General features: G+C 29.3%; 19 protein-coding genes, 2 pseudogenes and 1 other annotated feature. Of the genes and pseudogenes, 9 read left to right on the forward strand and 12 right to left on the reverse strand.

Annotation, left to right across the window (positions count from 1 at the left end; genetic code table 11):
- The first annotated feature begins 6 nt into the window (after positions 1-6).
- The 7 genes from treP to typA all read left to right on the forward strand — a co-directional run bounded on the left by treP (position 7) and on the right by typA (position 8,396).
- The gene (gene treP / locus ACGHJ8_RS01845; RefSeq protein ID WP_390541375.1) at positions 7-1,887 is read left to right on the forward strand and encodes a PTS system trehalose-specific EIIBC component; all 1,881 of its coding nucleotides are present in this window, start codon (positions 7-9) and stop codon (positions 1,885-1,887) included.
- Positions 1,888-1,889: 2 nt separating this feature from the next.
- Positions 1,890-3,527 (forward strand): alpha,alpha-phosphotrehalase, encoded by a 1,638-nt coding sequence (gene treC / locus ACGHJ8_RS01850; protein ID WP_390542397.1) that lies wholly within the window; start codon positions 1,890-1,892, stop codon positions 3,525-3,527.
- A gap of 164 nt (positions 3,528-3,691) precedes the next feature.
- On the forward strand, positions 3,692-4,378 hold the full coding sequence (locus ACGHJ8_RS01855; protein ID WP_390541377.1) for an AzlC family ABC transporter permease: 687 nt from the start codon (positions 3,692-3,694) through the stop codon (positions 4,376-4,378).
- Positions 4,371-4,685 carry a branched-chain amino acid transporter permease gene (locus ACGHJ8_RS01860; protein ID WP_211962157.1) on the forward strand — a complete coding sequence of 105 codons (315 nt, stop codon included), beginning with the start codon at positions 4,371-4,373 and terminating at the stop codon, positions 4,683-4,685. The genes ACGHJ8_RS01855 and ACGHJ8_RS01860 overlap by 8 nt, the downstream gene beginning before the upstream one ends.
- A 388-nt stretch (positions 4,686-5,073) precedes the next feature.
- On the forward strand, positions 5,074-5,730 hold the full coding sequence (locus ACGHJ8_RS01865; protein WP_211962156.1) for a GDSL-type esterase/lipase family protein: 657 nt from the start codon (positions 5,074-5,076) through the stop codon (positions 5,728-5,730).
- 1 nt (position 5,731) lies between these two features.
- Positions 5,732-6,466, forward strand: coding sequence for an alpha/beta hydrolase (locus ACGHJ8_RS01870; protein WP_390541380.1), 735 nt, complete (start codon positions 5,732-5,734; stop codon positions 6,464-6,466).
- Between the two features lie 106 nt (positions 6,467-6,572).
- On the forward strand, positions 6,573-8,396 hold the full coding sequence (typA, locus tag ACGHJ8_RS01875) for a translational GTPase TypA (RefSeq protein WP_087357332.1): 1,824 nt from the start codon (positions 6,573-6,575) through the stop codon (positions 8,394-8,396).
- 551 nt (positions 8,397-8,947) lie between these two features.
- Here the strand turns inward: typA and ACGHJ8_RS01880 are convergent.
- The 12 genes and pseudogenes from ACGHJ8_RS01880 to lysS form a co-directional block, all read right to left on the reverse strand.
- Positions 8,948-9,904: a hypothetical protein gene (locus ACGHJ8_RS01880; RefSeq protein WP_390541382.1), complete on the reverse strand. Its 957-nt coding sequence runs from the start codon at positions 9,902-9,904 to the stop codon at positions 8,948-8,950.
- A gap of 368 nt (positions 9,905-10,272) precedes the next feature.
- On the reverse strand, positions 10,273-10,689 hold the full coding sequence (locus tag ACGHJ8_RS01885) for a hypothetical protein (protein WP_087357334.1): 417 nt from the start codon (positions 10,687-10,689) through the stop codon (positions 10,273-10,275).
- A 30-nt stretch (positions 10,690-10,719) separates the two neighbouring features.
- The gene (locus ACGHJ8_RS01890; RefSeq protein WP_162607627.1) at positions 10,720-10,866 is read right to left on the reverse strand and encodes a hypothetical protein; all 147 of its coding nucleotides are present in this window, start codon (positions 10,864-10,866) and stop codon (positions 10,720-10,722) included.
- A 27-nt stretch (positions 10,867-10,893) separates the two neighbouring features.
- Complete coding sequence (locus ACGHJ8_RS01895) at positions 10,894-12,291, reverse strand: ISNCY family transposase (RefSeq protein ID WP_249191390.1); 1,398 nt, start codon at positions 12,289-12,291, stop codon at positions 10,894-10,896.
- A gap of 445 nt (positions 12,292-12,736) precedes the next feature.
- Positions 12,737-13,873 carry an MFS transporter gene (locus tag ACGHJ8_RS01900; protein ID WP_162607713.1) on the reverse strand — a complete coding sequence of 379 codons (1,137 nt, stop codon included), beginning with the start codon at positions 13,871-13,873 and terminating at the stop codon, positions 12,737-12,739.
- 771 nt (positions 13,874-14,644) lie between these two features.
- Positions 14,645-14,896 carry a hypothetical protein gene (locus ACGHJ8_RS01905; protein WP_390541385.1) on the reverse strand — a complete coding sequence of 84 codons (252 nt, stop codon included), beginning with the start codon at positions 14,894-14,896 and terminating at the stop codon, positions 14,645-14,647.
- A 543-nt stretch (positions 14,897-15,439) separates the two neighbouring features.
- Positions 15,440-15,595 (reverse strand): annotated as a pseudogene (locus ACGHJ8_RS01910) (amino acid--tRNA ligase-related protein); the annotation flags it as partial.
- A 70-nt stretch (positions 15,596-15,665) separates the two neighbouring features.
- The gene (locus ACGHJ8_RS01915; protein ID WP_087360524.1) at positions 15,666-16,061 is read right to left on the reverse strand and encodes a CPBP family intramembrane glutamic endopeptidase; all 396 of its coding nucleotides are present in this window, start codon (positions 16,059-16,061) and stop codon (positions 15,666-15,668) included.
- 287 nt (positions 16,062-16,348) lie between these two features.
- The gene (istB, locus tag ACGHJ8_RS01920) at positions 16,349-17,107 is read right to left on the reverse strand and encodes an IS21-like element helper ATPase IstB (protein WP_087298346.1); all 759 of its coding nucleotides are present in this window, start codon (positions 17,105-17,107) and stop codon (positions 16,349-16,351) included.
- Positions 17,104-18,416: pseudogene (gene istA / locus ACGHJ8_RS01925) on the reverse strand (IS21 family transposase). The gene istB and the pseudogene istA overlap by 4 nt, the downstream one beginning before the upstream one ends.
- A gap of 812 nt (positions 18,417-19,228) precedes the next feature.
- Positions 19,229-20,179 carry a hypothetical protein gene (locus tag ACGHJ8_RS01930; protein ID WP_390541388.1) on the reverse strand — a complete coding sequence of 317 codons (951 nt, stop codon included), beginning with the start codon at positions 20,177-20,179 and terminating at the stop codon, positions 19,229-19,231.
- Positions 20,180-20,744: 565 nt separating this feature from the next.
- A complete protein-coding gene (gene lysS, locus ACGHJ8_RS01935) occupies positions 20,745-22,235 on the reverse strand; it encodes a lysine--tRNA ligase (RefSeq protein WP_390541390.1) in 1,491 nt (496 codons plus the stop codon).
- 34 nt (positions 22,236-22,269) lie between these two features.
- Positions 22,270-22,502: a binding site (T-box leader), on the reverse strand.
- 114 nt (positions 22,503-22,616) lie between these two features.
- Between lysS and ACGHJ8_RS01940 the strand changes: the two genes are divergently transcribed.
- Together ACGHJ8_RS01940 and ACGHJ8_RS01945 are read left to right on the forward strand one after the other, a co-directional pair.
- On the forward strand, positions 22,617-23,129 hold the full coding sequence (locus tag ACGHJ8_RS01940; protein WP_087357165.1) for a methylated-DNA--[protein]-cysteine S-methyltransferase: 513 nt from the start codon (positions 22,617-22,619) through the stop codon (positions 23,127-23,129).
- Positions 23,130-23,252: 123 nt separating this feature from the next.
- Positions 23,253-26,327, forward strand: a complete 3,075-nt coding sequence (locus tag ACGHJ8_RS01945; protein ID WP_087357164.1) for an ABC transporter ATP-binding protein/permease — start codon at positions 23,253-23,255, stop codon at positions 26,325-26,327.
- The last annotated feature ends 90 nt before the right edge of the window (positions 26,328-26,417 follow it).

The following is a 26,417-nucleotide window of genomic DNA, read 5'->3' on the forward strand; positions in this document are numbered from 1 at the left end:
GAAAAAATGGGAAAGTTTGAAAAGGATGCTAAAGATTTATTAGAGTATGTGGGTGGTAAAGAAAATATTAATGCTGTTTCACATTGTGTCACAAGAATGCGTTTTGTTTTAGTTGATTCTAAGAAGGCAGATATTGATAAAATTGAATCACTACCTTCTGCAAAAGGAACATTTACACAATCAGGACAATTTCAAGTCATTATTGGTAATGAAGTTTCAGAATTTTATAACGATTTTGTTAAAGTGAGTGGTATTGAAGGTGTAAGTAAGGAAGCTGTGAAGAATGCTTCAAAAACAAATCAAACATGGTTACAGAAAATGATGGGAGCATTAGGAGAAATCTTTGCTCCACTGATTCCAGCATTGATTTGTGGAGGTTTGATTTTAGGTTTTAGAAATATTATTGGAGAAATTAATTTTTTTAATAATGGAACTCAAAGTTTAGCAGATATTTCACAATTCTGGGCTGGAACATATAGCTTTTTATGGTTAATTGGTGAAGCTGTTTTCCATTTGTTACCTGTAGGGATTGTCTGGTCTATCACAAAGAAAATGGGAACAACAGAAATGCTGGGAATTGTGCTTGGATTAACACTTGTATCACCTCAGTTATTAAATGGATTTAGTGTTGCCAGTACACCAGCTGATCAAATTCCAGTATGGGATTTTGGATTTGCCCAAGTGCAGATGATTGGTTATCAAGGGCAGGTCATTGCAGCTATGATGGCTGGATTTGTTTTGGTATATCTTGAAAAATTCTTTAGAAAAGTCACACCAAGTGTGATTAGTATGATTGTTGTTCCATTTTGTTCATTAGTACCAGCTGTGATTATTGCACATACTGTTGTTGGACCAATTGGATGGGCTATTGGTAATGGTATTGCTGATGTTGTTTATGGTGGTTTAACTTCAAGTTTTGGTGTATTATTCGCTGCTGTGTTTGGCTTGGTTTATGCTCCTATCGTTATGACAGGATTACATCATATGACAAATGCTATTGATACAACATTAACAAATATGTTTGGTGGAACTATTTTATGGCCAATGATTGCTTTATCTAATATTGCGCAAGGATCAAGTGTATTAGCTATGTCTATTTTACAAAGACATAATGAACGTGCTCAACAAATTAATGTTCCAGCATGTATATCTTGTTATTTAGGAGTTACTGAACCAGCGTTATTTGGTGTCAATATGAAATATGGTTTCCCACTTGTTTGTGGAATGATTGGATCAGCAATTGCAGCAGTCATTTCTGTTGGTTGTGGCGTACAGGCATTTAGTATAGGTGTTGGAGGTTTACCAGGAATTATTTCTATTAAACCAGAATTTTGGGTTTATTTCTTATTAGCTATGGCAGTTGCCATTGTCGTTCCTTTTGCTTTAACAATGATTGTTGGTAAAAAGAAATTAACAGTTTCATCAAAACAAGAAGAAAAAGATTTTATCTCACCAATGCAAGGACGTTTGATGCCATTAACGGAAGTAGAAGATCAAGTTTTCTCTCAAGGATTAATGGGTGATGGTTTTGCAGTTGAATTAAAAGATGGTCAAGTTCTTGCTCCATTTAGTGGTGAAGTTGTCATGACTTTCCCAACAAAACATGCTTATGGTTTAAGACGTGAAGATGGTCTGGAAGTTTTGATTCATATTGGTATGGATACTGTTCAATTAAATGGTGAAGGTTTTGAATCTTATGTTCAACAAGGTGATCAAGTTGTTCAAGGACAGGTTTTAGCTAAAGTTGATATTGATTATGTTTTATCACAAGGAAAATCCGTTGTTTCACCTGTCGTTTTTACAAGTGGACAACATATTGAATGTCAAGGACAGGATGTTCAATATAAACAAGAAAATATTTTTCAATGGAAAGGAGCTGATAACTAATGATGACTTTTCAAGATAAAGTTGTTTATCAGATTTATCCTAAATCTTTTCAAGATACGAATCATGATGGATTAGGAGATATACAAGGAATTATTCAACATCTTGACTATTTGCAAAAATTAGGTGTTGATTATATTTGGATGAATCCTATCTTTGTATCACCACAAAATGATAATGGTTATGACATTCAAGATTATTATTCTATTGATTCTCGTTATGGAACAATGGAAGATTTAGAATTATTAATTAGCGAAGCAAAGAAAAGAAATATCTATTTGATGTTTGATATGGTGTTTAATCATACATCGACTTATCATGAATGGTTTCAAAAAGCTTTATCAGGAGATCAAAAATACAAAGATTATTATTTCTTTAAAAAAGGAAAGAATGATAATCCACCAACTAACTGGGAATCAAAATTTGGTGGAAATGCATGGAAATATGTTGAAGAATTTGATGAATATTATCTTCATCTTTTTGATGAAACACAGGCTGATTTAAACTGGAAAAATCCAGAAGTGAGAAAAGAAATGGCAAATATTATTAATTTCTGGATTGAAAAAGGGATTAAGGGATTTAGATTTGATGTTATTAATTTGATTGATAAAGAGTCTTTTGAAGATGACTTTGAAGGTGTTGGAAAGAGATTTTATACAGATCGTCCTTTGGTTCATACTTATCTTCGAGAACTTGCTCAAAATTCTTTTGGACAATATGATGATATTATCACTGTTGGAGAAATGTCAGCAACTTCTATTGAAAATTGTATTGGATATACTAATCCTGAACATCATGAACTTTCAATGGCTTTTAATTTCCATCATTTAAAAGTTGATTATAAAAATAAAGAAAAATGGACATTAATGCCCTTTGATTTTAAAGAATTAAAACAATTATTAAACGATTGGCAATTAGGTATACAAGAAGGTCATGGATGGAATGCTGTGTTCTGGTGCTGTCATGATCAACCACGTGTTTTATCACGTTTTGGAGATGACAAAAATTATCCAAAAGAATCAGCGAAAATGCTGGCAACAACAATCCATATGCTAAGAGGAACACCTTATATTTATCAAGGTGAAGAAATTGGTATGACAAATGCTTATTTTACAGATATTCATCAATATCGTGATGTCGAGAGCTTGAATGCTTATCAGATTTTAAGAGACAAAGGTATACCAGAAGATGAAATTTATCAAATCTTATTAGCAAAATCAAGAGATAATGCACGTACACCAATGCAATGGAATGATAAACCTTATGCAGGATTTAGTGATGTTGAATCATGGATAGAACCAATTTATAATTATAAAGATATTAATGTAGAAAAAAATCTAGAAGATGAAGGTTCAGTATTCTATTACTATCAAAAATTAATTCAATTAAGAAAGCAATATCAAGTCATTAGTTTGGGAACATATGAACCTGTATTGTTAGAGCATCCAACACTTTATGCATATAAACGTCAATATCAAGATCAAGAAATCATTGTCTATAATCATTTCTATGGTGATGAAACAACAACTATTGAAGTTGAGGCTTCACAATATGATATTCTATTATCTAATGTAGGGCGTCAAACATTAGAAAATACAATTCAATTAAAACCATATGAATCTCTTGTTTTAATTAAAAAATAATAATGCTTTTAAAAGAAATGCATTGTAAGATGTGTTTCTTTTTTTGTATAAATAACAAAAATAATATATAATTTTATATTTTTCATGATTAAAATCTATTTTTGTATTTCACAAATTAACTGAATAATGTTAAAATATGAGCCATATAGATTTGGGGTGAAATAATGAAAAGAACAATGAAAGAAGCCTTGATTGCTTCTATTCCGGTTATGATGGGTTATATTGTCTTAGGTATGGCTTTTGGTATGCTTTTAGAGAGTAAAGGATATTCATTTATTTATGCTTTGGCTATGTCTGTTTTTATTTATGCTGGAAGTATGCAATTTGTCGCTATTAATTTATTAACATCAGGAGCAACATTAATAAATGTGGCTATAATGACATTATTGATTAATGCTAGACATTTGGTTTATGGATTATCTATGATTAAAAAATTTGAGGATATGGGGAAGTTAAAGCCTTATATGATTTTTTCTTTAACGGATGAAACTTATTCTTTGTTAGTGAGTGCAAAAGCACCAGAAGGATGTTTACCTCAATATTACATGTTTTTTATTTCTTTCTTTGATCAATGTTATTGGGTGATAGGAAGTTTAATAGGAAGTATTGTTGGTTCATTACTAACAATCAATACAACGGGATTAGATTTTGCAATGACGGCATTATTTGTTGTGATTGTTGTAGATCAATATTTAAATTCAACAAAGCATCTTTATACTTATATTGGCTTTGGAATCAGTATTGTTTGTTTATTGATTTTTGGCAGTGATGCTTTTATTATTCCATCTATGGTAGGGATTATTTTAAGTTTGATCTATGTATACGAAAAAGGAGGAAAGGAAAATGCATGAGATTATACTGATTAGTATTATTGCAGTTATAACCTTTTTAACCAGAGTTCTACCTTTTTTCATCTTTAAAAATAAATCATATCCTATCATTGAATATCTTGGAGATGTTTTACCTTATGCTATTATGGCAATGCTCGTAGTGTATTGTTTAAGAAGTGTTGATTTACTGAGTGGAAATCATGGGATTTGTGAAATGATTGGTGTAGGAACTGTCATTCTTTTACATCTTATCAAACGTAACACGTTATTATCTATTATTGGAGGAACTCTTGTTTATATGTTATGTGTTCAAATTATTTTCATATAAAATAAATAAGTTTACATTTTTATTGTTTGTGCTATACTATAAGTGTAGTCAAAAGACTGGTAAAGATATAAAGAAAAGGAAGAGCGGGAACTCTTCCTTTTAGCTATTTTAGCTAACTGTTAAAGATATAAATTTAATGAAATGTAGTTTTCACTAGTTTTTATTTAAAAACTTGTATGTAACTACAAGAATTAAATAGAGTATAATTAAATACTCCATTAATATTCCTCCATTAAATCACATCAATACCAGTTTTCCTCCATAGCACACTATTGATAAATGCAATAATAATTATATCATATATAAAAAATCTTTAACAATAAATACATACATTGTTCAAATTCTTTTCATATAAGCTATGTTATAATAGTGATAAGGAGATGGTTGTATGCGTGAAAGTATGAAATATGATACAAATGTTTATCAGTTGAGAGAATCAGTTTTAAAAAGAATGATTCAAATTATTCAACAACAAAGATATATTCAAGACAATAGTATTGTTTTCTATGGGGATTCTATTATTGAATATTATGATGTAGAACATGTTTTTAAGGATTTAGGGCCTGTTTATAATTGTGGTATTGGTGGGATTACTTCTGATATGTTGCTGCATTTTGTTGATGAAGGTGTTATTAAATATCGCCCACGTGAAGTTTTTATATTAATAGGAACAAATGATTTAGGAAATACGATTATGGCAAGTCCTAGAGATATTGCTTTGAATGTTAAAGAGATGGTGGAGATTATTCATTATAATTTACCAGAATGCCAAATTCATTTGTTAAGTCCTATTCCGTGTATTGAAAAGCTTCATGGTTATCAATCAATGCATCAAGGATTAAGAAGTAACGATATTTTACAAATGATTATGCAAGAATATAAACGTATGATTCCTTATGAATATGTTCATTTTATTAATGTTTATGATTCTTTATTTGAAAATGGACAATTAAATGCAAATTGTTTTATTGATGGTTTACATATTAATGAAGATGGCTATCAAGTTTTAACAGAAGTGATTCTAAAAGCAATAAAGGAGAAATGATATGCAAGAGTATTATGAAATGAAAACAAAACGTGGAACAATGAGAGGTTTCTTTCATAAACCACATGCTAATCAGTTTCCTGTATGCCTTATTTTTCATGGGTTTACAGGTCAAAAAACAGGAACAAAATTTTCTTATGTTCAGTTGTCAAGAATGTTAGAAAAGCAAAATATTGGAACTTTGCGTATGGACTTTTTAGGAAGTGGAGAATCAGATTTGGAATTTAAAGATATGACTTTTCAAAATGAACTGGATTCAGCTATTCAGCTTTTAGAAGAAGTTAAGAAAATGGATTGTGTGACAGATATTTATTTATTAGGTCATTCTATGGGTGGAGCCATTGCAAGTGAAGTAGCAAAAAGATTCCCACAGGATATTTCTAAAATGTGTTTATGGGCACCAGCTTTTAATCTACCTGATGCGATTGAATATTTAAAAGGACATGTTGAAGAAGCTCCTTATTATGATCATGGTGGTTTTGAAATTTCTCATGAGTTTGTCGAAGATATAACATCGAGAGATTTATATAAGGATTTGGATATTTATAAAAATGATTTAATGATTATTCATGGAACAGAGGATACAACAGTTCCATTTCAAATATCAAAAAAGTATTTAAAAGGATTTGTAAATCCAACTTTTTGCCCTATTGAAGGAGCTACACATAACTATGATAATTTGAAACATATTCGTCAAGTTATTCAATTAACATATGATTTTTTTATACAGGGATAAAAACCCTGTATTTTTCGTTATGAATTACATAAAGTGATAAGCTTTTTGTATTGTCTTTTCAATGAATTGTGTTATAATCAAAAAGGCAAAAAAGGAGTGAAAATACATGAATAACATTAGAAATATAGCAATTATTGCACACGTTGATCATGGGAAAACAACTTTAGTAGATCAGTTATTAAAATTATCTGGAACTTTGAAAGATAATGAACAAATTGCTGAAAGAGCAATGGATTCAAATGCGATTGAAAGAGAACGTGGAATTACAATTTTAGCAAAAAATACAGCTATTCATTATAAAGATTATCGTATTAATATTATGGATACACCGGGACATGCTGATTTTGGTGGCGAAGTAGAACGTATCATGAATATGGTTGATGGTGTATTATTAGTTGTTGATGCATATGAAGGGACAATGCCTCAAACACGATTTGTATTAAAGAAAGCACTTGAAGCAAAGGTCAAACCTATTGTTGTGATTAATAAGGTAGATAGACCTGTTGTACGTATTCATGAAGTTATGGATGAAGTATTGGAATTATTTATGGAATTAGGTGCTGATGATAATCAGTTAGATTTCCCAACTGTCTTTGTATCGGCTTTGATGGGAACATCAAGTTTGGATCCAGATATTTCAACACAAGTACCAAATATGGATTGCTTATTTGATATGATTATTAAAGAAATTCCTGCACCATTAGTTGATGAAGAAGGTGGATTGCAATTCCAACCTGCATTACTTGATTACAATGATTATGTAGGACGTATTGGTATTGGTCGTATTCAAAGAGGTAAGGTTAAAGTCAATGAAACTGTTGTTTGTTTAAGAGCTGATGGTACAAAAACACAATTTAGAGTTCAAAAATTATTTGGTTTTTTAGGATTACATCGTATTGAAATTGAAGAAGCTAGTGCTGGAGATATTGTTGCTATTGCAGGACTTGCAGATATTGGTGTAGGAGAAACAGTTTGTACAATTGGACATGAAGAACCATTACCATTGTTACGTGTTGATGAACCAACAATTCAAATGGTATTTGGTACAAATACTTCACCTTTTGCTGGAAAAGAAGGAAAATTTGTCACAGCAAGTAAGGTTGAAGAAAGATTGTTTAAAGAAACAAATAAAGATGTATCTTTAAAGATTGAAAGAGTGCCTAATGCAGAAGAATGGATTGTTTCAGGACGTGGAGAATTACATTTATCTATCTTAATTGAAAATATGCGTCGTGAAGGATTTGAATTACAGGTTTCAAAACCAAAAGTTATTATTAAAGAAATTGATGGTGTTAAATGTGAACCATATGAAGAAGTGTTTATTGAAGCTCCTGATGAATGTATAGGAAGTATTATTGAATCTTTAGGATTTAGACGAGGAACACTAGAAAATATGGAATCTGATAATGGGATGACAAAAGTACATTACATCATTCCATCTCGTGGTTTGATTGGTTTTATGACAAACTTCCTCACTATGACAAAGGGTTATGGAATTATTAATCACTCATTCTTAGATTATCGTCCAATGGAAGGAGATTCTGTAGGAGAAAGACAGTTAGGTGTACTTGTTTCTATAGATACAGGACAAACAACAGCTTATGCTCTTGGTGGTGTTGAAGATCGTGGAGTAATGTTTGTTGGTCCAGGTGTAGATGTTTATGAAGGTATGATTGTTGGTGAACATAGCCGTGATAATGATTTGGTTGTCAATGTCACAAAAGGAAAACAATTAACGAATACACGTTCATCAACAAAAGATTCAACAGTTGTATTAAAGAAACCAAGAGTTTTCAATCTTGAAGCTTGTTTAGATTATATTAATGATGATGAACTTGTAGAAGTCACACCAAAGAATATTCGTTTAAGAAAACGTTTATTAACAGAAAATGAAAGAAGAAAAGCTTATACTAAAAAAATGAATGGATAATGAAAAGAGTTCTTGCTTAAATGATAGTAAGAACTCTTTTTATAATGATAACTAATCTAGCGTTTCGTTTATTTTAAAACAAGGAAAGTTGAGAAATACGATTATTTACATTTTTTGCATTGTGATATAAAAAGTTCGATTGATGAATAGATTATATAAGTCATTTTCATACATCAAAAAATGTTAATTGTAAAATGAAATTCTATTTTATGATATTTTAATGTAGAGTTTAATATTACAATATTTTACCATTGTCCAGTATTTTGGATGTTCACTATTAAAGGGACCGAAAAAGTGGATATTTAATATGGTTCAGTAGTCTTTCGGTGATTTATATTTTTTGATTATCTGATTAAAAAGCAGATTATAACATAGATCTTTCAAATTTTAAGCACGATTTTTACAGATTTAGACAAGAATATTGCTATGCATTTACTTTTGAATATAGCCAATGAAAAACTTACTTTTTTGTTAAGTAAAGTTATATTTTTAATTGTTAAATTTAAATTGTATTGATTTCATCACTGTTTATTTCTTGACATTATTTGTGGTCATAAGATAACCTCTCTTTTGTTTACAAGAATCAAAGAGAGGCATATAGGTATAAATATAATCATAATGTTGATGCTTATTAATAATAAAATCATTTTAAGTATTAGAAGTTGATTTTTAAAATTAAAAATCATGATGAACAAACATATTGATAAACTTACAATTATGTCTATAAGTATAATTTCTTTGATATATCTAAGAAATAGTATTTTAAGAGTCTGCATTGATGAAGAACCATTTGCCTTAAGCAGTGCAAGTTCTTTCTTTTGGTGAAACAGTTCTTTTGATCGATCATATATAATGAATAGAAATACCATAAGCAAAATAATGAAAGAGAATTGTGATATTTTTTCAACAATACTTTTATTAAATGTCTTTAGCTGTTCAATTCCTATAGGAGAATATATTGTTAAGTCATTATCAACACGTTTTAAAGCATCATAGACTTCATCTATATTGGCATCTTCTTCTATATTTAAAAGTACCATATATACAGGATAGTCTTTATCTTTAAAATACTCTAATGGAAAATAAATAATGTTTTCCCCACTATTACTATAACGATTCATAACCTGTTTTTCTAATACAGCACCAATCTTTATGGTCTGCTTTGAATCAGTTTCTAATTCAATTGTAGATTTATGTTTTATTGTTTCATACAGATGGTTTGAAATAATGGTTTGACTATCTTTATTCAATGTATCTTTTGTTTTTGAAAAAAGATTGTTGTTGTAGGATTGTACAACCACAGAAATATTATTTATCGTTCCATAAAATTCATAGAAAGGTGAGACGCTTTTAATGCCGTTAATATTTCTCATCTTATTTATATTCGTAAGTGAGATTGGAGTTGTAAGTTCCTGATATACTTTTAACTTATCTGATCCATAATATACTCTTATTTCACCGAAACTATTATTCAACAGATCGCTCATCGTTGAATTGTAGTATGCCATGTACATCTGAGTAAAGACAGCAATGCTAAGTATAATTGCAGTTATAAAAGATGTATAAAAAGAAGATTTTCGTTGGTGTTTTTTGTTGTAATACTGAATACTTTTTCTAATAACTTGAGGTGATCTTTTAATAGAAATTCCAGAATTCTTTACATTAGATATTTTATCGTATAACTTGATTGACCATCAGACACAGGATATAAAATTAAATTTTTAGAATTTCAAAATTTACTATATTCTCGTAATTAATTGTGCTTGATTTCATGATTTTTCTAAAGACATTATCGTATTCCTGTGTCATGTGGTCAATCAAAAATGATTTTCTTATTTATAACATATTAAAGAAAATACTTCTTTATCTCTGTCCTTTATAAATCGAATGCAGTAATAAATAATCGGCTATTTTGTACAATAAGAATGATATAACCACCATCTTTATTTTTTATATAATATTCATAATCTTTTGAAAAGTCAGGAAGATATTTTTCAGGAATATTTATTTCTTTAACACATTGATTAAAATTTTGTTCTACTTTTTGATTCTTTTGAGCTTGTAATGATATGTTAAGTTCTTGATGGCTCATATCATATACCTCATAATAGACCCCATCGTTATGAAAAGAACTCTCGGGATATTGGTGATAAATAGAAACAGTTTTATCTGGTAATTTGATATCCCAGTTTTCTACAAAAGAGTTTTGATTTTTGCTGTAGACATAAAATAAAGTCCCGATAACTATTAAAACTATAAAAATTATCATTGTCATCACTTTTTTATTTTTCATATCTATCCTTCTTTCTATTTGTTATTGTAATTATACTGTAACAGTAATGGATACATTAAATGGAACAATTGATCCATTTTTTTGCGCATTAACCATTGCATCCACAGCTAATCCTTCAAGGCCATTGTAATCACCTGATGCATAATCATAATAATCTTTCACCTTTACAGTTGTCAAGCAAATTTGAAAATGTCCTCAAAAATTTTAAACATTAGCACCAGAACGGTGCTTTTGTTTTGCAAGAAAATTTAAGTAGGAAGCCTGTTTCCAAGGATGATCTATAGGTGGAATATATTTTTTCTTTGGTCTGGCTTCTTTTTTTACTTCATCAAATTCTTTTGAATACAATTCATGTTTTGGTATTTCCTGCATGATATATATGTGATCAAGTACATTGACATACAGATTCCCATCAAATGCCTCGATAACCATACAATCTGTTCTGTTCTTTAAATAAACAGATGTTCCATTTTCTGTTACGGGCAAATACAGCCTGTTTTGAAATCTGATACTATGACCTGAATCAATTTTTCTAGGAGAAAGAACAGCTAAGGTACGATTGATTTTTTCAATTGATGGTTGCGTTTCAAATACCGATTTGGTAGTATTGAGGTGTAGAGCAAACATGTCATTGAATTTTTTTAGGTAGGATTTTAAAAATTTATTGGCTGACTCTATATCGGTTATATGAGCACGTCTGAGTTCAACAGGTAAACGGGATTGGAATGTCTGGTTCATTCTTTCGATTCTGCCTTTGGCTTGGGCGATGCTCGTTGTCCTAATATCAACGCCAAGATTATGACACGCATAGGAAAACTGGGTAAAAGTGTCGTCATCATCAAAAGCGTTGTTTTTCTTTTTGTATTCAAAGACAGTACGTCTATCGGTATAAAACATGGCAGGAATACCATAGTTGGTCAAAATCTGATAGAAGACATTATAATAGCCATTTAGCGTTTCCTGAGTATCAAAATAAGCGCCAACAACTTCACCAGTAGCATCATCGACAGCCAAATGAAGATGCCAGATATGACCATCAATCCATTCAAAGCTGGAAGCATCCATCTGGATCATTTCACCCATATACTTGCATCTGGGTCTTCTAGGATGAGCATTTTTACTGTCTATGATGGAAATAGCTTCTTTGATGTCATTTTGAGATTTTTTGGAACGAGTCATTTTCAATTGAGCCTTCAAAGAATCTTTTAATATCTTTCTCGTTTTCTTTCTGGCTTTAGGGGAAATGATATTTTCATCTCTAAGCCACTTGTTAAGAGTCGTATCACTAATTTTAACATTGAAATCATCATAAATGATTTCACAGAAATGAGTAAAATTAGTGTCACAATAATGATCGATATAAAGTTTGATAATCCTGTTTTTGATATCGAGAGGTATAGTGGTAGCAGGAGCTCTGCCTCTGTTGCCATGAATAAAAGCAGCTTTACCATATTTTTTATATTTAAGGATGAGTCTATTGACAGTTCTGACAGTACATCCCAACTTGATGGCAGCTCTATTTTTATTGCCGTTAGTTTCAACCAGTTTTTTAATAATCAAATATTTATTTTCTTCATTCATTCTTAATTCAACCTTTCTCATACAACAACCTCCCAATAAAAGTGAGGCTATATCATAACATAGATTTTTGAATATATTAAGACATTATCATATTTGAATCGTATTCATCTGAATATTTTTTAATATTAAATTGTTAAAGAAATTAGTATTTGATATAATGCATTTGTTATCGTCCCTCCTGTTTGGAGAGGAGGTGACATAATAATTTTCGATTTGATAATCTCTGTAATGGCAAGTGTCATTGTTTATTACATATGCAAATGGTTAGACAGACATTTATAACGATAACTAGCCTAGTGTTAAGTTCACTATAAAAACCAGAAAAGGTAAGGAGTCACGATCCTTACCTTTTTGCATTGTGATATAACAATGTTCGATTTACGAATAGATTATAGCATTGAATCTATTCAATTTCAAGTATGAAACATTTTTAACGATATATTCAATATCTGTTATAAAGATAATATTATTTATTTTCAATGTAAATATTCTTGTATAATATGGCTATGATAATATAAAGAATGCCTACCATTAAAAATATATTTAATCCATCAATATTGACATTCATACTAAAGAAAATAAAAGATGCAATAGAAACAATATTATTACCCATGTTAAATATTGATAGTATTGTTGCTCGATTATCATGCAAATTCAACTGATCAATATAATTGTTTTGTATTCCTGAAAAGATATAATAAGGAATCATAATAATTGTAGATATTATAGACATCATGAATAATGTGACAATAATATTGTTTGAGAAATAGAGAATGAGAAAACATATTCCAGCCAGGCATAAAAAGGCTTTAACATGATACTGAGTTTTATTTTTGTTTAATTTATCTAAAATCTTTGGTATGATTAGTTGAACAAAAGAGTACAAGAGAATGACTCCGCTCATATATGTTTCATCAATACCCAAAACTTCTAGTTTGACAACATAAAAATAATTAATGACAATCATTCCTAATGAAAATAAACTAGAATATGTTGAAATTTTCCAAAAACTAGTTCTTTTGAATAATTCTGTTTCTTTTAGACTGTTCTTTGTATTTTCTTGATAATGGGATTCTAGAAGAAAAAATGAGATAATAAAAGCTATTAATGTAGAAATAATAGTCAAAATAACGAGTGTATTCATGCCTCCGATTTTATAAATGAATGAAAATAAAATAGTGCTTGAAATAAATCCAACAGTGCCATAATTATCAATACTAGACATATTTTTTTCAAAATCTTCTTCTCCTAGTAGTTGATAGATATAGGCATTCATTGTTCCACTCATAAAGGATATTGCGATACCTTCTAATATTGCTTCTATAACAAAAATATAAAATGAATCAGCAAAAATAAATTGAATCCTGGCTAGTGTCATAAGTCCCAATGATAAAATAATTGTATTTTTATATCTTATTTTATCAGTAATAAATCCACAAGGAATCTCTGCTAAACAAGTTGTTAAATATAGAATAATTTGTAACGAAAAAAATTGAGGAATCGTTATGCCTCTTGATGTCCTTAACAAAAGAGCTACAGGAGCATAAAAAACAAGACCATTTAATAAATCAATAAGTTTTAAATAAGCTATACTTTTTTTCACATTAATCCACTACCTTCATCTGATTTTAATACAAAAGTATTGTGCTATTCATCTTATCAGATTTTGATAGCTTTTAAATAGCAAAATCGCTATGGTTGAAATATATTTGAGAGTCATCTTGATATGTTTTTTGAAATTCTTCTAAATGATTTTGAAGTTTAAATATGTTTTTGCTGTTATCTAAGTATTCCTTAGCTTTATCATAATTCTTCAACATAGAAAGGCTACAGGCTGAATTATAGTATAGGTAGGGTAAATAAATGAAATTGTTTTTATTTCTACAAAATTGTATGGATTCTTCACTATAAATTAAAGATTTTGAATAATCTTGATTAATGAGAAATATTGTACTTATATTATATGAAATTTTTGGATATATATAGTTAAAAGTATCTTCATCAATATAATGATTTCTTTTATCGTTCAAAAACAATAATATGTCTTGCCATCTTGAATCATGTAAAGAAAAACAACATAAAGCATAATCAATTAAAATTTCTATTTGTTCCTTTGATAAATAAAATTGAGCATACTTTTTTATGGAATGTCTTGATAGTTCAAATGTTTGTTCTAATAAATATTTTGCGGTATTAAAATTATGATTGTTTTGAGCTTCAATAATGACAAGGATGTGAGTAGATAATTGTTTATATTTATTTAATTCTTTTATTTTTTCATTAGAAATGATTAATTGATATAATTCTGGTAATTCATTGAAGTCCCTTTTTAGTCTTATGATTTCAAATTATTCATAATAAGTATCTAATTCTATCAATCTTTTTCTTTACTTAATTGTATAACTTGATCAAAGCTAATATTTAATTTTATACAACATAAAACAAGTATATCTATTTTTATGTTTTCTTTACCATTACACATTCTATTGAAATGGGAATAGTCGTAAATTCCTTCAATCAATTGAGATTGAGATATTCCTTTTTTATATGATTTGTCTAGTATGATCTGCAAAGCTTTTCTTTTATCAAAAAATTCATTCATTAAATAACTATCCTTTTCTTTCATTAAAAGTACTAAAAAAAATTATAATGTTTTTTGTTATAAATTGCATTGAAAATAGTTGCATAAGGATGTTTTTAATTGTGAAATATCTTGTATTTGATATAATATGATTGTTATCGTTCCTCCTCTTGAAAGGAGATGGTTCAATGTTATCTGATTTAATAGTTGCTGTCGTGGCAGGATTAATGGTATATTACATATGCAAATGGTTAGACAGTCACTTTTAACGGTAACTAGCCTAGTGTTAAGTTCACTATAAAAACTAGAAAAGGTAAGGAGTCGCGTTCCTTACCTTTTTGCATTTGGTACAATGCTATCTGATTTACAAGCAGATTATAACATGTAACCTGCCTAATTTCAAGTATGATTATTTTTAACAATTTTATACAAAAATATTGTAATGCATTCACTTTTGCAATAATTATTTATAATATATTAAATGGAAAAGTTTTTTTGATAAGTAGAATTATCATTATGAAGTTTATTTAAATATTGCTAAACTTAGTTATATTTTTTTATCAAATTCAAATTATATTGATTTTATCACTATTTATTTCTTGGTTTCATCTGTGGGAACAAGATAATTTCTTGGATAGATTCTTGTCCAGTTAATAACATCACAAGTCTATCAATACCCATACCCATTCCACCTGTTGGTGGTAATTCGTATTCCAATGCTTCTACATAATCTAGATCCATTTTTATCCATATATAATTTGTAGCTTTTATACATATTTATCTTATTTTGTATGCCAAAATGTATGCCACCATTTTATTTATTAAGCCAATTATTCATACCATGTAGAATAGAAACCGGAATAAAACTTCCAAATGAATCATACATAAGCTGATTGATTATATGAGACATCCATTGAGCTTGAACTTCAAATAAAAAGAATGCTTTTATAGCATGAAGTCCATAGTTATAGCAATACATTGGCAGATGCAAAACAGCAAATAGTAAACCTACAACTAAATATCTCATAAAAGTGTTTTTAATAGGAAACTTCTTGCCTATAAAACCTCTAAACAATATTTCTTCCGATAACCCCACAGCAAATATTTGATACAATAAACTTGGAATAGAATCCAATGGCATACTGTTATTGTAAATATAGTATCTTCTAAAAAACTGATATGCTACAAAGAAACAGATCACAATAGCCATATATATAATTTCTTTCTTCTTATATTTTCTTATGCCTATTTCTTCAAGTCCACCCTTTTATATGATATATAAATTGGTAGAAATACACCTAGCAAATATAGTGTTGCTATAGAAAACCACAGCTTTCTTAGATATATATATTCTATAAGAATACAAACTATTAATAGTGTATATATAATAAAGATCTGCTTGATATATATAAATGTCAATATAATTTTGTACAAAAATGATCATTTATGATGTACAATTATGTTCCTGTTCAATATAACTAGGAATACTTCTTAATATTAGGATTCCTCTTCGTTTGGCTTCATATGATCTTTTAACCGATAGGATTTACCCGTTATAGTTACCACATGCGCGTGATGAAGGACTCTATCTAAAATGGCATTTGCCATTACCGCATCACAGAAAACTTCATCCCACTCACTAAAATTGATATTTGTAGTTAATATCGTGCTTCTTTTTTCATAACGTCTATCTATCAGTTGAAAGAATAATTTCGCATCATCTTTATTAATTGGAAGATAGCCAAGTTCATCTATGATCAATACTTTATATTTGGTAAAATGGCGAAGTCGATCTTCCAATCTGTTCTCATTATTTGCTTTCTTCAATTGTTGAATAAGGTCATGACATTTGATGAAATATGTACTATTTCTACGCTTTGCTGCGGCGATGCCTATACTTACAGCCAGGTGTGTTTTACCTACACCACTATTACCTAGAAATACGATATTTTCACAATTCTCAATGAATCTGAGTGTCTCAAAATCCAATATCTGTTGTTTATTAATTGATGATTGAAAATCAAAATCAAAATCCCTTAATTCTTTATGGTGAGGAAAAGCCCCTACTTTAACCATTGATTTGATCATATTCTTTTCTCTATGATCGATTTCTATTTGGGTCAATTTAATCAATCCTTCAGTAAGGGATAGATTGTTCTTAGTTATGTAATCCAATATCTCATCTAAATTTTCATTCATTTGACTTAGTTTCAAATAATTCAGGTTATTTCTTAATTGCATATATGTACTACTCATTGTATATTTCTCCTATCAAATTTAAATTTTCCTTAGCTAGTTGTTTAATTTCATCCGAACTATCTTTAAAACTTACTTCGTATATTTTTTGATAATGCTCTTCATGATAATTGTATTTTGACTGAGATATTTGATGAATTGTTATGAGTTTTGTGTTAGAATGCACATGTATATAATCATCAAATATTTGTAGTTTCACTGTTTTACCAATATATTCTGGTGGTGCGGAATATTTATTTCCTTTATAGGAAAATAAGCTTTGTGAATCTACTTTTACTGGTTTAATGGTGATTTTATATTGATTTCTTATCTTTTCTTGTGGTAAGGGGGATAAGAAATCTTTTTCTTTTTGAATATGAAGCTTCGGAATTTTTCCTATTGCACTGTGCACCTGGCAATTATGCCTTTCATTAATTTCCGTTACTTTTTCATTCAGTTGTGCATAGTTTAATTTTCCATTATAGGCATATAGTTCATCCCATAATTTCATTGGTGCTTCAACTTTTCCTTTACTCCATGGTTTTCCGGCAATACATGGTTTCACTACAAAGCCATAATCATTCGCAAATTGTTGAAACTTCGCATTGACCTTTCCACTCGAATATTCTGTTCTTGCCTCATCCATAACCGTTTTCATATTATCGGTTTTTAAAATGTCAGGCACACCACCTGCTGCTTCAAATGCCTGATCAAGATAATGGAATAGAGCACCTTGCTTTTTTGTAAGCGAAATAAAATTAACTTTATATCTTGAATAGGAATAAACAAGTGCAAAGATATTTAATTCAATAACTTCACCTGTATTTAAGGTATAATGCATATTTTCCTTCCAGTCTAATTGTGCTTCAACTCCCATACCCGTCTCTCTTTTGATTGACTGATGATTTGTAGTACTGTTTCTAACTTTACCATTCACTGTCCTGTTTGTTCTGCCATTAAAGTATTTATCGAATTCCTCATGTTGACTGATCCACTTTCTAAAATGTGAAGCTGAGCATTCTAATCCATGAATATCTTTTAGATACTGCCATAAAACTCTTTTATAAAAGAAAACTTGAGTATTTTGATTGATCAGTAAGTCATATATTATTTGATAAAATTTATCTAACTTACTTTTTCTTTCTCTTTTCTTTGGCTTAGTATAACCATTCATATATTTATCTATCAATCTTCTATCGACACCAAGCTCTCTGGCAATCTGTGATTTATTTATTTTCAATTTTAACTCCTCTACTAATACTTTCAATTTTGGTAAATCAAGCAAGCAATTAATCTCAATACTTGAATTGACTGTTAAATTCATAATCATAATATAACCTCCAATAAAAACTGAATTATTATATTATGTTGAATTGATTTTGTACATTTTTATATGATCATTTTTGTACATATTAATAGTAGCATTTATAATATAACTCATATTAATAAAGAGCTGTCCTATTTTTTTCAATCTTAAACTCATACATTCCCCTCCAAATATATCTTTTTATAATTCATATCATATATATTCTTTTTACAAGATTTTAATCATATTTGAATTATAAAACAAAAAAATAAATATAATATAGCGAAGTCGCTATATTATATTTATTTAGTATGTGTCAGTCATAGCATGAATTGAGTTGAAGATAAACCAACAACAGATAGTTATTACCAAGTGTAGTAAGCCACAAATCGTTGACGGTGATGTTGAGGATGAAGTTACTTTGACAAACTGATGTAAAAGGTAAAGTAAACTAAGATAATAAATCAGAACGTTGTGAAAGAAACATGATTCATAAATTATTCTACGAGTTCTTGTGGACGAGGCATCCTAGTAAATTGATAATAGTCTCAATGAAGAAATTACAACAAAAAGTCATAATACTGAAGAACAGAAGTTATAAAATGAAAATTACTATAAGCGAAGATGATATAGCTTGAATATGGAGATAATCTAGAAATTTTTCTTCAGTCTTATATATATGTTATTTGAATTTGTTTATATATAAATTATTATATCTGATAAGAACAAATTTATTCCTTTGTGTTTAGAATATTTTATTAATCATTATTATGGTAAAAATTGGAATGTATACTATTTATTAGAATTGAGATTCATTTGATTGTTTGAGAAATTGTTTATATAGTAAAGTCACTATTTTTGAAATAGATTTGGCAATCTGTCTGATATACTTTTTCAAATTCTTTTAAATTATTTTGGATTTTAAATATGCTTTTACTATTATCTAAGTATTCTTTAGCTTTATCATATTTTTTTAACATACATAGGCAACAAGCAGAATTATAATATAGATAAGGTAAAATTATGAATTTATTTTTGTTTCTGCAAAATTGTATTGCTTCTTCGCTATAGATTAAAGAGTTGATATAATCTTTATTATAGAGAAATATCGTACTTAAGTTGTATATAATTTTTGGGTACATATAGTCAAAGGTTTCTTCATCAACAAAATTATTCTTATTTTCTTTTAAATATAGCAGTATTTCCTGCCATTTTGGATCATTTAAAGAAAAACAACATAAGGAATAGTCAATTAAAATCTCTACTTGTTCTTTGGTTAAATGAAATTGGTTATATTTTTGTATTGAATATCCTGATAGTTCAAATGCTTGTTCTAATAAGCGTTTTGCTGGTTCAAAGTTATGATTGTTTTGAGCTTCAATAATAGCAAGGATATGAGTGGCTAATTGTTTATATTTATCAAATTCTTTTAACTTTTTGTTGAAAATGATTGATTGGTATAATTTTGACAATTCATTGTAATTTCTTTTTTGTCTTATGATTTCAAATTGATCATAATAGGCATCCAATTCTAACAAAGGTTTTTCTTTGCTTAATTGTATGATTTTATCAAAACTGATATCTAGTTTTATACAGCATAATACAAGTATATCTATTTTTATATTTTCTTTGCCATTACACATTCTATTGAAATGAGAATAGTCATAAATTCCTTCAATCAATTGAGATTGAGATATTCCTTTATGATAGGCTATGTCTAATATGATTTGTAAGGCTTTCTTCTTATCAAAAAATTCATTCATTAAATAGTCACCCTTTTCTTTCATTAAAAATACTAAAAAGAATTATAATATTTTTTGTTATAAATTGCATTAAAAATAATTGCATAAGGATGTTTTTAATTGTGAAATATCTTGTATTTGATATAATATGATTGTTATCGTTCCTCCTCTTGAAAGGAGGTGATACAATGTTGTTTAACTTAGTTTTATCTGTCGTGGCAGGTATAATTGCATATTATATTTGTAAATGGATAGACAGAAATATAAAGCGATAACTATCCTAGTGTTAAGTTCACTATAAAAACTAGAAAAGGTAAGGAGTAGCGTTCCTTACCTTTTTGCATTGATACAATGCTGTTTAACTTACGAGTCAATTATAACATTAGCTTGACTCTATTTCAAGTATATAACAAATGAATCATATTTATACATTTAAACTAGATGCATCCACTTACATATTTTCTATAAATTATCTAACTCTTTTATGGAATAAAAAAAGCATAACTTTATGATCAATAGTCATGAGTTGTTTCGTATTATCATATCATAAATTTATGCTTATATTTATATTGTTAATTCGTTGGAAATTCAAATTATCTTGATTTTATCACTATTTATTACGAGGTTTCATCTGTGGGAACAAGATAACTTCTTGGATAGATTCTTGACCAGTTAATAACATCACTAGTCTATCAATACCCATACCCATTCCTCCTGTTGGTGGTAATCCGTATTCCAATGCTTCTACATAATCTAAATCCATTTCGTTGGCTTCGTCATTTCCAAGTTCTTTTTCTTTTAACTGATTTGCAAATCTTTCATATTGATCATCAGGATCGTTTAATTCATTGAATGCATTAGCATATTCATTACCACAAATAAATAATTCAAATCTTTGTGTAAAACGAGGGTCTTCTGGATTCTTTCTAGCAAGTGGAGAAATTTCTACAGGATGACCATAAACAAATGTTGGTTCAACAATTGTTTCTTCCACATATTTTTCAAAGAATTCATTAATGATATGACCATATTCATAGTGTGGCTGTAATTCAATACCATGTTCCTTAGCTAATTGTTTTGCATCTTCAAAAGTCATATCTCCTGCAAAATCAATACCTGTTTTTTCTTTAATAGCATCTGTCATAGAAATACGTTTAAATCCCGGTGCCAAAGAAAGTTGATGTCCTTTATATTCAATATCATATGTACCACAAACTTCTTTTGCTGCATTTGAAATAATTCCTTCTGTTAAATCCATCATGCCTTCCAAATCACTAAATGCTTTATAAACTTCAATAGTAGTAAATTCTGGATTATGTGTTCTATCCATACCTTCATTTCTAAATAAACGACCAATTTCATAAACGGCATCCATTCCACCAACAATTAATCTTTTTAAAGATAATTCCGTTGCAATTCTTAAATAATAATTGATATCTAAAGTATTGTGATGTGTAATGAATGGACGAGCAGAAGCACCACCTAAGATAGGGTTTAATACAGGTGTTTCTACTTCGGTATAACCAAGATTATCAAGATAATGTTGAATAGAACGAATAATCTTTGGTCTTGTAAAAGCAATCTTTCTAGCTTCTTCATTCATAATTAAATCAACATATCTTCTTCTATATCTTTCTTCAATATCGCTTAAACCATGATATTTTTCTGGTAAAGGACGTAATGCTTTTGTTAAGTGAATATACTCAGAAGCCTTAACAGATAATTCTCCCGTATTTGTGACAAAAACAGTTCCAATAATACCTACAATATCCCCAATATCACTTTTAATTAAAACTTCATAATTTTCTTCACCAATAACATCTTTTCTAACATAAATCTGAATTTGTCCTTCTTTATCTTGAATATGCATAAAGCATACTTTACCTTTACGACGTTTTGTCATAATTCTTCCAGCAACTTTGACTTCAATAGCTGCTTCTTCTAATTCTTCATGTGTTTTTCCAGCATATTTTCCTTTAATATCTTTTGAAAAAGCAGTAACATCAAATCTTTGTCCAAAAGGATCAATACCTCTTTCTCTTAAAAAATCAAGTTTTTCACGTCTAACTAATTCTTGTTCACTAAATTGTCTTTCTTCCATATTTATCTCCTTTCTAATAAAAAAACTCCCATCCACAAGGGACGAGAGATTACCGTGTTACCACCCTATTTTATTTATGTATCACTACATAAACCTTATCAACTCCTATCAGAGTCTAGCCTGTAACGTGGCACACGTTATTTTATCACTTACGATCCAAAATACAGCTCCTAGTCTTTTTTCATTGTTATTATTATCATCCATTTCCACCCACAGGACTCTCTAGTCATACATCATAACAATTACTCCTCTATTCATCGCCTTTTTTCTATACGCATGTATTATATAAATAAACATATTTAATGTCAAGAGATATTCATTTTTAAGAACAGTGTTTGTTGTGGATGAAAGAAAATGTTAGAATATAAAGGGGGTGAAAGCATGTATAATCAGACATATTATCAATCTCCATTAGGGAGGTTATTGCTAGTGAGTTATGAAGATTGTTTAGTAGGTTTGTGGATAGAAGGGCAAAAATATTATATGGGAAAAATAAAAGAAAGACCTGTATCAAAGGAAACAGTTATTTTAAGAGAAACAAAAAAGTGGCTAGATGAATATTTTGATGGTTGCAATCCTTCTATTAGTAGATTAAAAATAGCACCAGAAGGCACAGAGTTTCAAAAAAGAGTCTGGCGAATATTGTGTGATATACCTTATGGACAAACAACAACATATAAAGCTATTGCTCAAACAATAGCCAAACAAATGAATAAATCGTCAATGTCTGCTCAAGCAGTAGGTAGTGCTGTTGGACATAATCCTATCTCTATTATTATTCCATGTCATAGAGTCGTTGGAACGAATGGGAGTTTGACAGGATATGCTGGGGGTCTTGAAAGAAAAAGAATGTTACTTGCATTAGAAAATATCAATTTGGATTCAATGAAATAAAAATCTATTTCCCGGGAAATATGTCGAAGATAATATAAAATGATAAATATATGAAAATGTTCATTTTTAATTCAAATTAAAGAGATTTAATAGTAGATATTCATAAATAAAGGGGATAGAAGAATGTTACAGATAAAAAATATACACAAGCGGTATAAAACAGGTGACTTAATTCAAAAAGCACTGGATGGTGTGAGTTTGAATTTAAGAGATAATGAATTTGTTGCAATATTAGGACCAAGTGGAAGTGGAAAGACAACGCTTTTGAATATTATTGGTGGGTTAGATCGTTATGATCAAGGTGATTTGATTATTAATGGAATATCTACAAAAAAATATAAAGATAGAGATTGGGATTCATATCGTAATCATACGATTGGGTTTGTATTTCAAAGCTATAATTTGATTCCCCATCAGACAGTTCTATCTAATGTTGAGTTAGCTTTAACAATATCTGGTATTTCTAAGGCGGAGCGACGTGAACGTGCCAAAAAAGCATTAGAGCAGGTAGGACTTGGTAATCAGGGACATAAAAAGCCAAATCAGATGTCTGGAGGACAAATGCAACGTGTCGCTATTGCAAGGGCATTAGTGAATGATCCAGATATTTTACTTGCTGATGAACCAACAGGAGCATTGGATAGTGATACAAGTGTTCAAGTTATGGAGCTTTTAAAAGAAGTCGCAAAAGATCGTCTGGTTGTTATGGTAACACATAACCCAGAGTTGGCTCAAGATTATGCAACACGTATTGTAGAATTGAAAGATGGAACGATTCGTAGTGATTCTCATCCATATCATGTAAGTGAAAATAAATTGGACAAACCAGAACATAAAAACATGGGTAAATCTTCAATGTCATTTTTAACAGCGTTATCTTTGAGTTTTAATAACTTGCGTACTAAAAAGGCCAGAACGATTTTAACATCTTTTGCGGGATCGATTGGTATTATTGGTATTGCTTTGATATTATCGCTTTCTAATGGCGTGAATCAATATATACAATCTATTGAAGAAGAAACGTTATCAGAATATCCTCTACAAATTCAAAGTACAGGTTTTGATATGACATCCATGATGGTGGATGTTCAAGATAATCAAAATGAAGAAAAACAAGAGGGCGATATTCAAGTATTACAGATGATTACGAATATGTTTTCTAAGATTGGTGCCAATGATTTGGCTTCTTTAAAACAATATTTAGATGAATCCAATACAAATATAAAACAATATACAAATGCTGTGGAATATACTTATAATGTATCACCACAAATTTATAATACAGATACAAAAGAAATACGACAAGTACATCCAGACCAATCTTTTCAATCTTTAGGTTTAGGGTCATCCAGCAGTGGAAACAGTATGATGTCAACAATGATGAGTACCGATGTTTTCTTTGAGATGCCTAGCGATAAGAGTCTATATGAAGATCAATATGATGTCAAAGCTGGGCGCTGGCCACAAAATTATAATGAATGTGTCCTTGTTTTAACAAAGAGTGGTAAAATTAATGATTTGATGTCTTATACATTAGGACTAAGGGATTTTGATGAATTAGATAAAATGGTAGAACAGTTTGCAAAAGAAGAAGATGTTGATGAAATAGAAAATAATCAGTCTTATTCTTATGAAGATGTCTTAAATAAAGAATTTAAACTTGTTAATGCGAGTGATTATTATCAGTATGATGAAAAATATGATCTTTATAAAGATAAAAGAGAAAATCATGATTATATGGAAAAATTAATTCAAAATGGAGAAACAATAAAGATTGTTGGTGTTGTTCAACCTTCTGAAAGTGCCTCTGCAACGATGTTGAAAACGGGAATTGGGTATCCTTATACATTAACAACACATATCATCGAACAGGCACAATCAAGTGATATAGTCAAAAAACAATTAGAAAATAAAGAAATAGATGTTTTAACTGGAAAACGTTTTGATGAAAAAGAAAATAAAGATTTTGATATGAATTCTTTATTTACAATTAATACACAAAAATTAAAAAGTGCTTTTACAATTGATGAAAGTCAATTAACAAAAGGTATGGGAAATCTAGATTTAAGTCAAATAAAATTAGATACGTCTTCCTTGCCTACTATTGATATGAATAATATTTTATCACAGTTAGATGTACAATTTTCAAGAGAACAGATTGAAACATTAAGCCAAGCTATTACAACAGATTTTCAAAAATATATGACAGAAAATAATTTGCTTGATCCAACTCAGGTGCAAACTTATTTTATGAATTATATAGCAACAAACCGTGCTCAAACATTACTTCAACAACAAATGATTCAGCTTTTACAAGAAAGTGGTTTAACAGATCAGTTTGCAACACTACTGCAAACGCAAATGCAATCTATAATTAGTCAATATACAACTCAAATGTCAAAATCTATTCAAGACCAGATCAATGCACAAATGACAAAACAGATGGGTACTTTAGCTCAAAATATGCAATCAGCTATCCAAATCAATCCTGATGTTTTTGCTGAATCTATTCAAATGAACATGGATGAAGAAGAATTATCAGAATTAATGATGTCTTTAATGACAACAGAAACTTCAACATATGAAAATAATTTAAAACTTTTGGGATATGCCAATTTTGATGAGCCAAGTGGAATTAATATTTATCCTAAAGATTTTGAAACAAAACAGAATGTGATTGATATTTTGGATAATTATAATGCCAAGATGGAAAAAACAGATGAAGATAAAGTTATTTCATATACTGACTATGTTGGAACATTGATGTCATCTGTAACAGATATTATTAATGTTATTAGTTATGTCTTAATAGCATTCGTAGCTATTTCATTGGTTGTATCTTCTATTATGATAGGGGTTATTACTTATATTAGTGTTTTGGAACGTCAAAAAGAAATAGGTATTTTACGTGCTATTGGAGCTTCGAAACGTAATATTTCACAAGTCTTTAATGCAGAAACATTTATTGTTGGTTTATTAGCAGGTGTTTTAGGAATTGTAATTACTTTATTATTGTTGATACCGGGTAATATGATTATTCATTCTATTGCTGGTAATATTGATGTGAGTGCATCGTTACCAGTAGTTGGAGGAGTGATTCTCATTGTTTTAAGTGTTATTCTTACACTTATTGGTGGTATTATTCCTTCAAAGAAAGCAGCGAAAAGTGATCCAGTATCTGCTTTACGTAGTGAATAGGGATAAGATAAATTCTTATCTCTTTTTATGCAATCATCAATATTAAGCTTTCTTTCAATCTTAGAAAAAATAAAAGGATAAAATGATTTT

Source organism: Massiliimicrobium timonense, assembly GCF_042850985.1.
Classification (GTDB): Bacteria; Bacillota_I; Bacilli_A; order Erysipelotrichales; family Coprobacillaceae; genus Allocoprobacillus.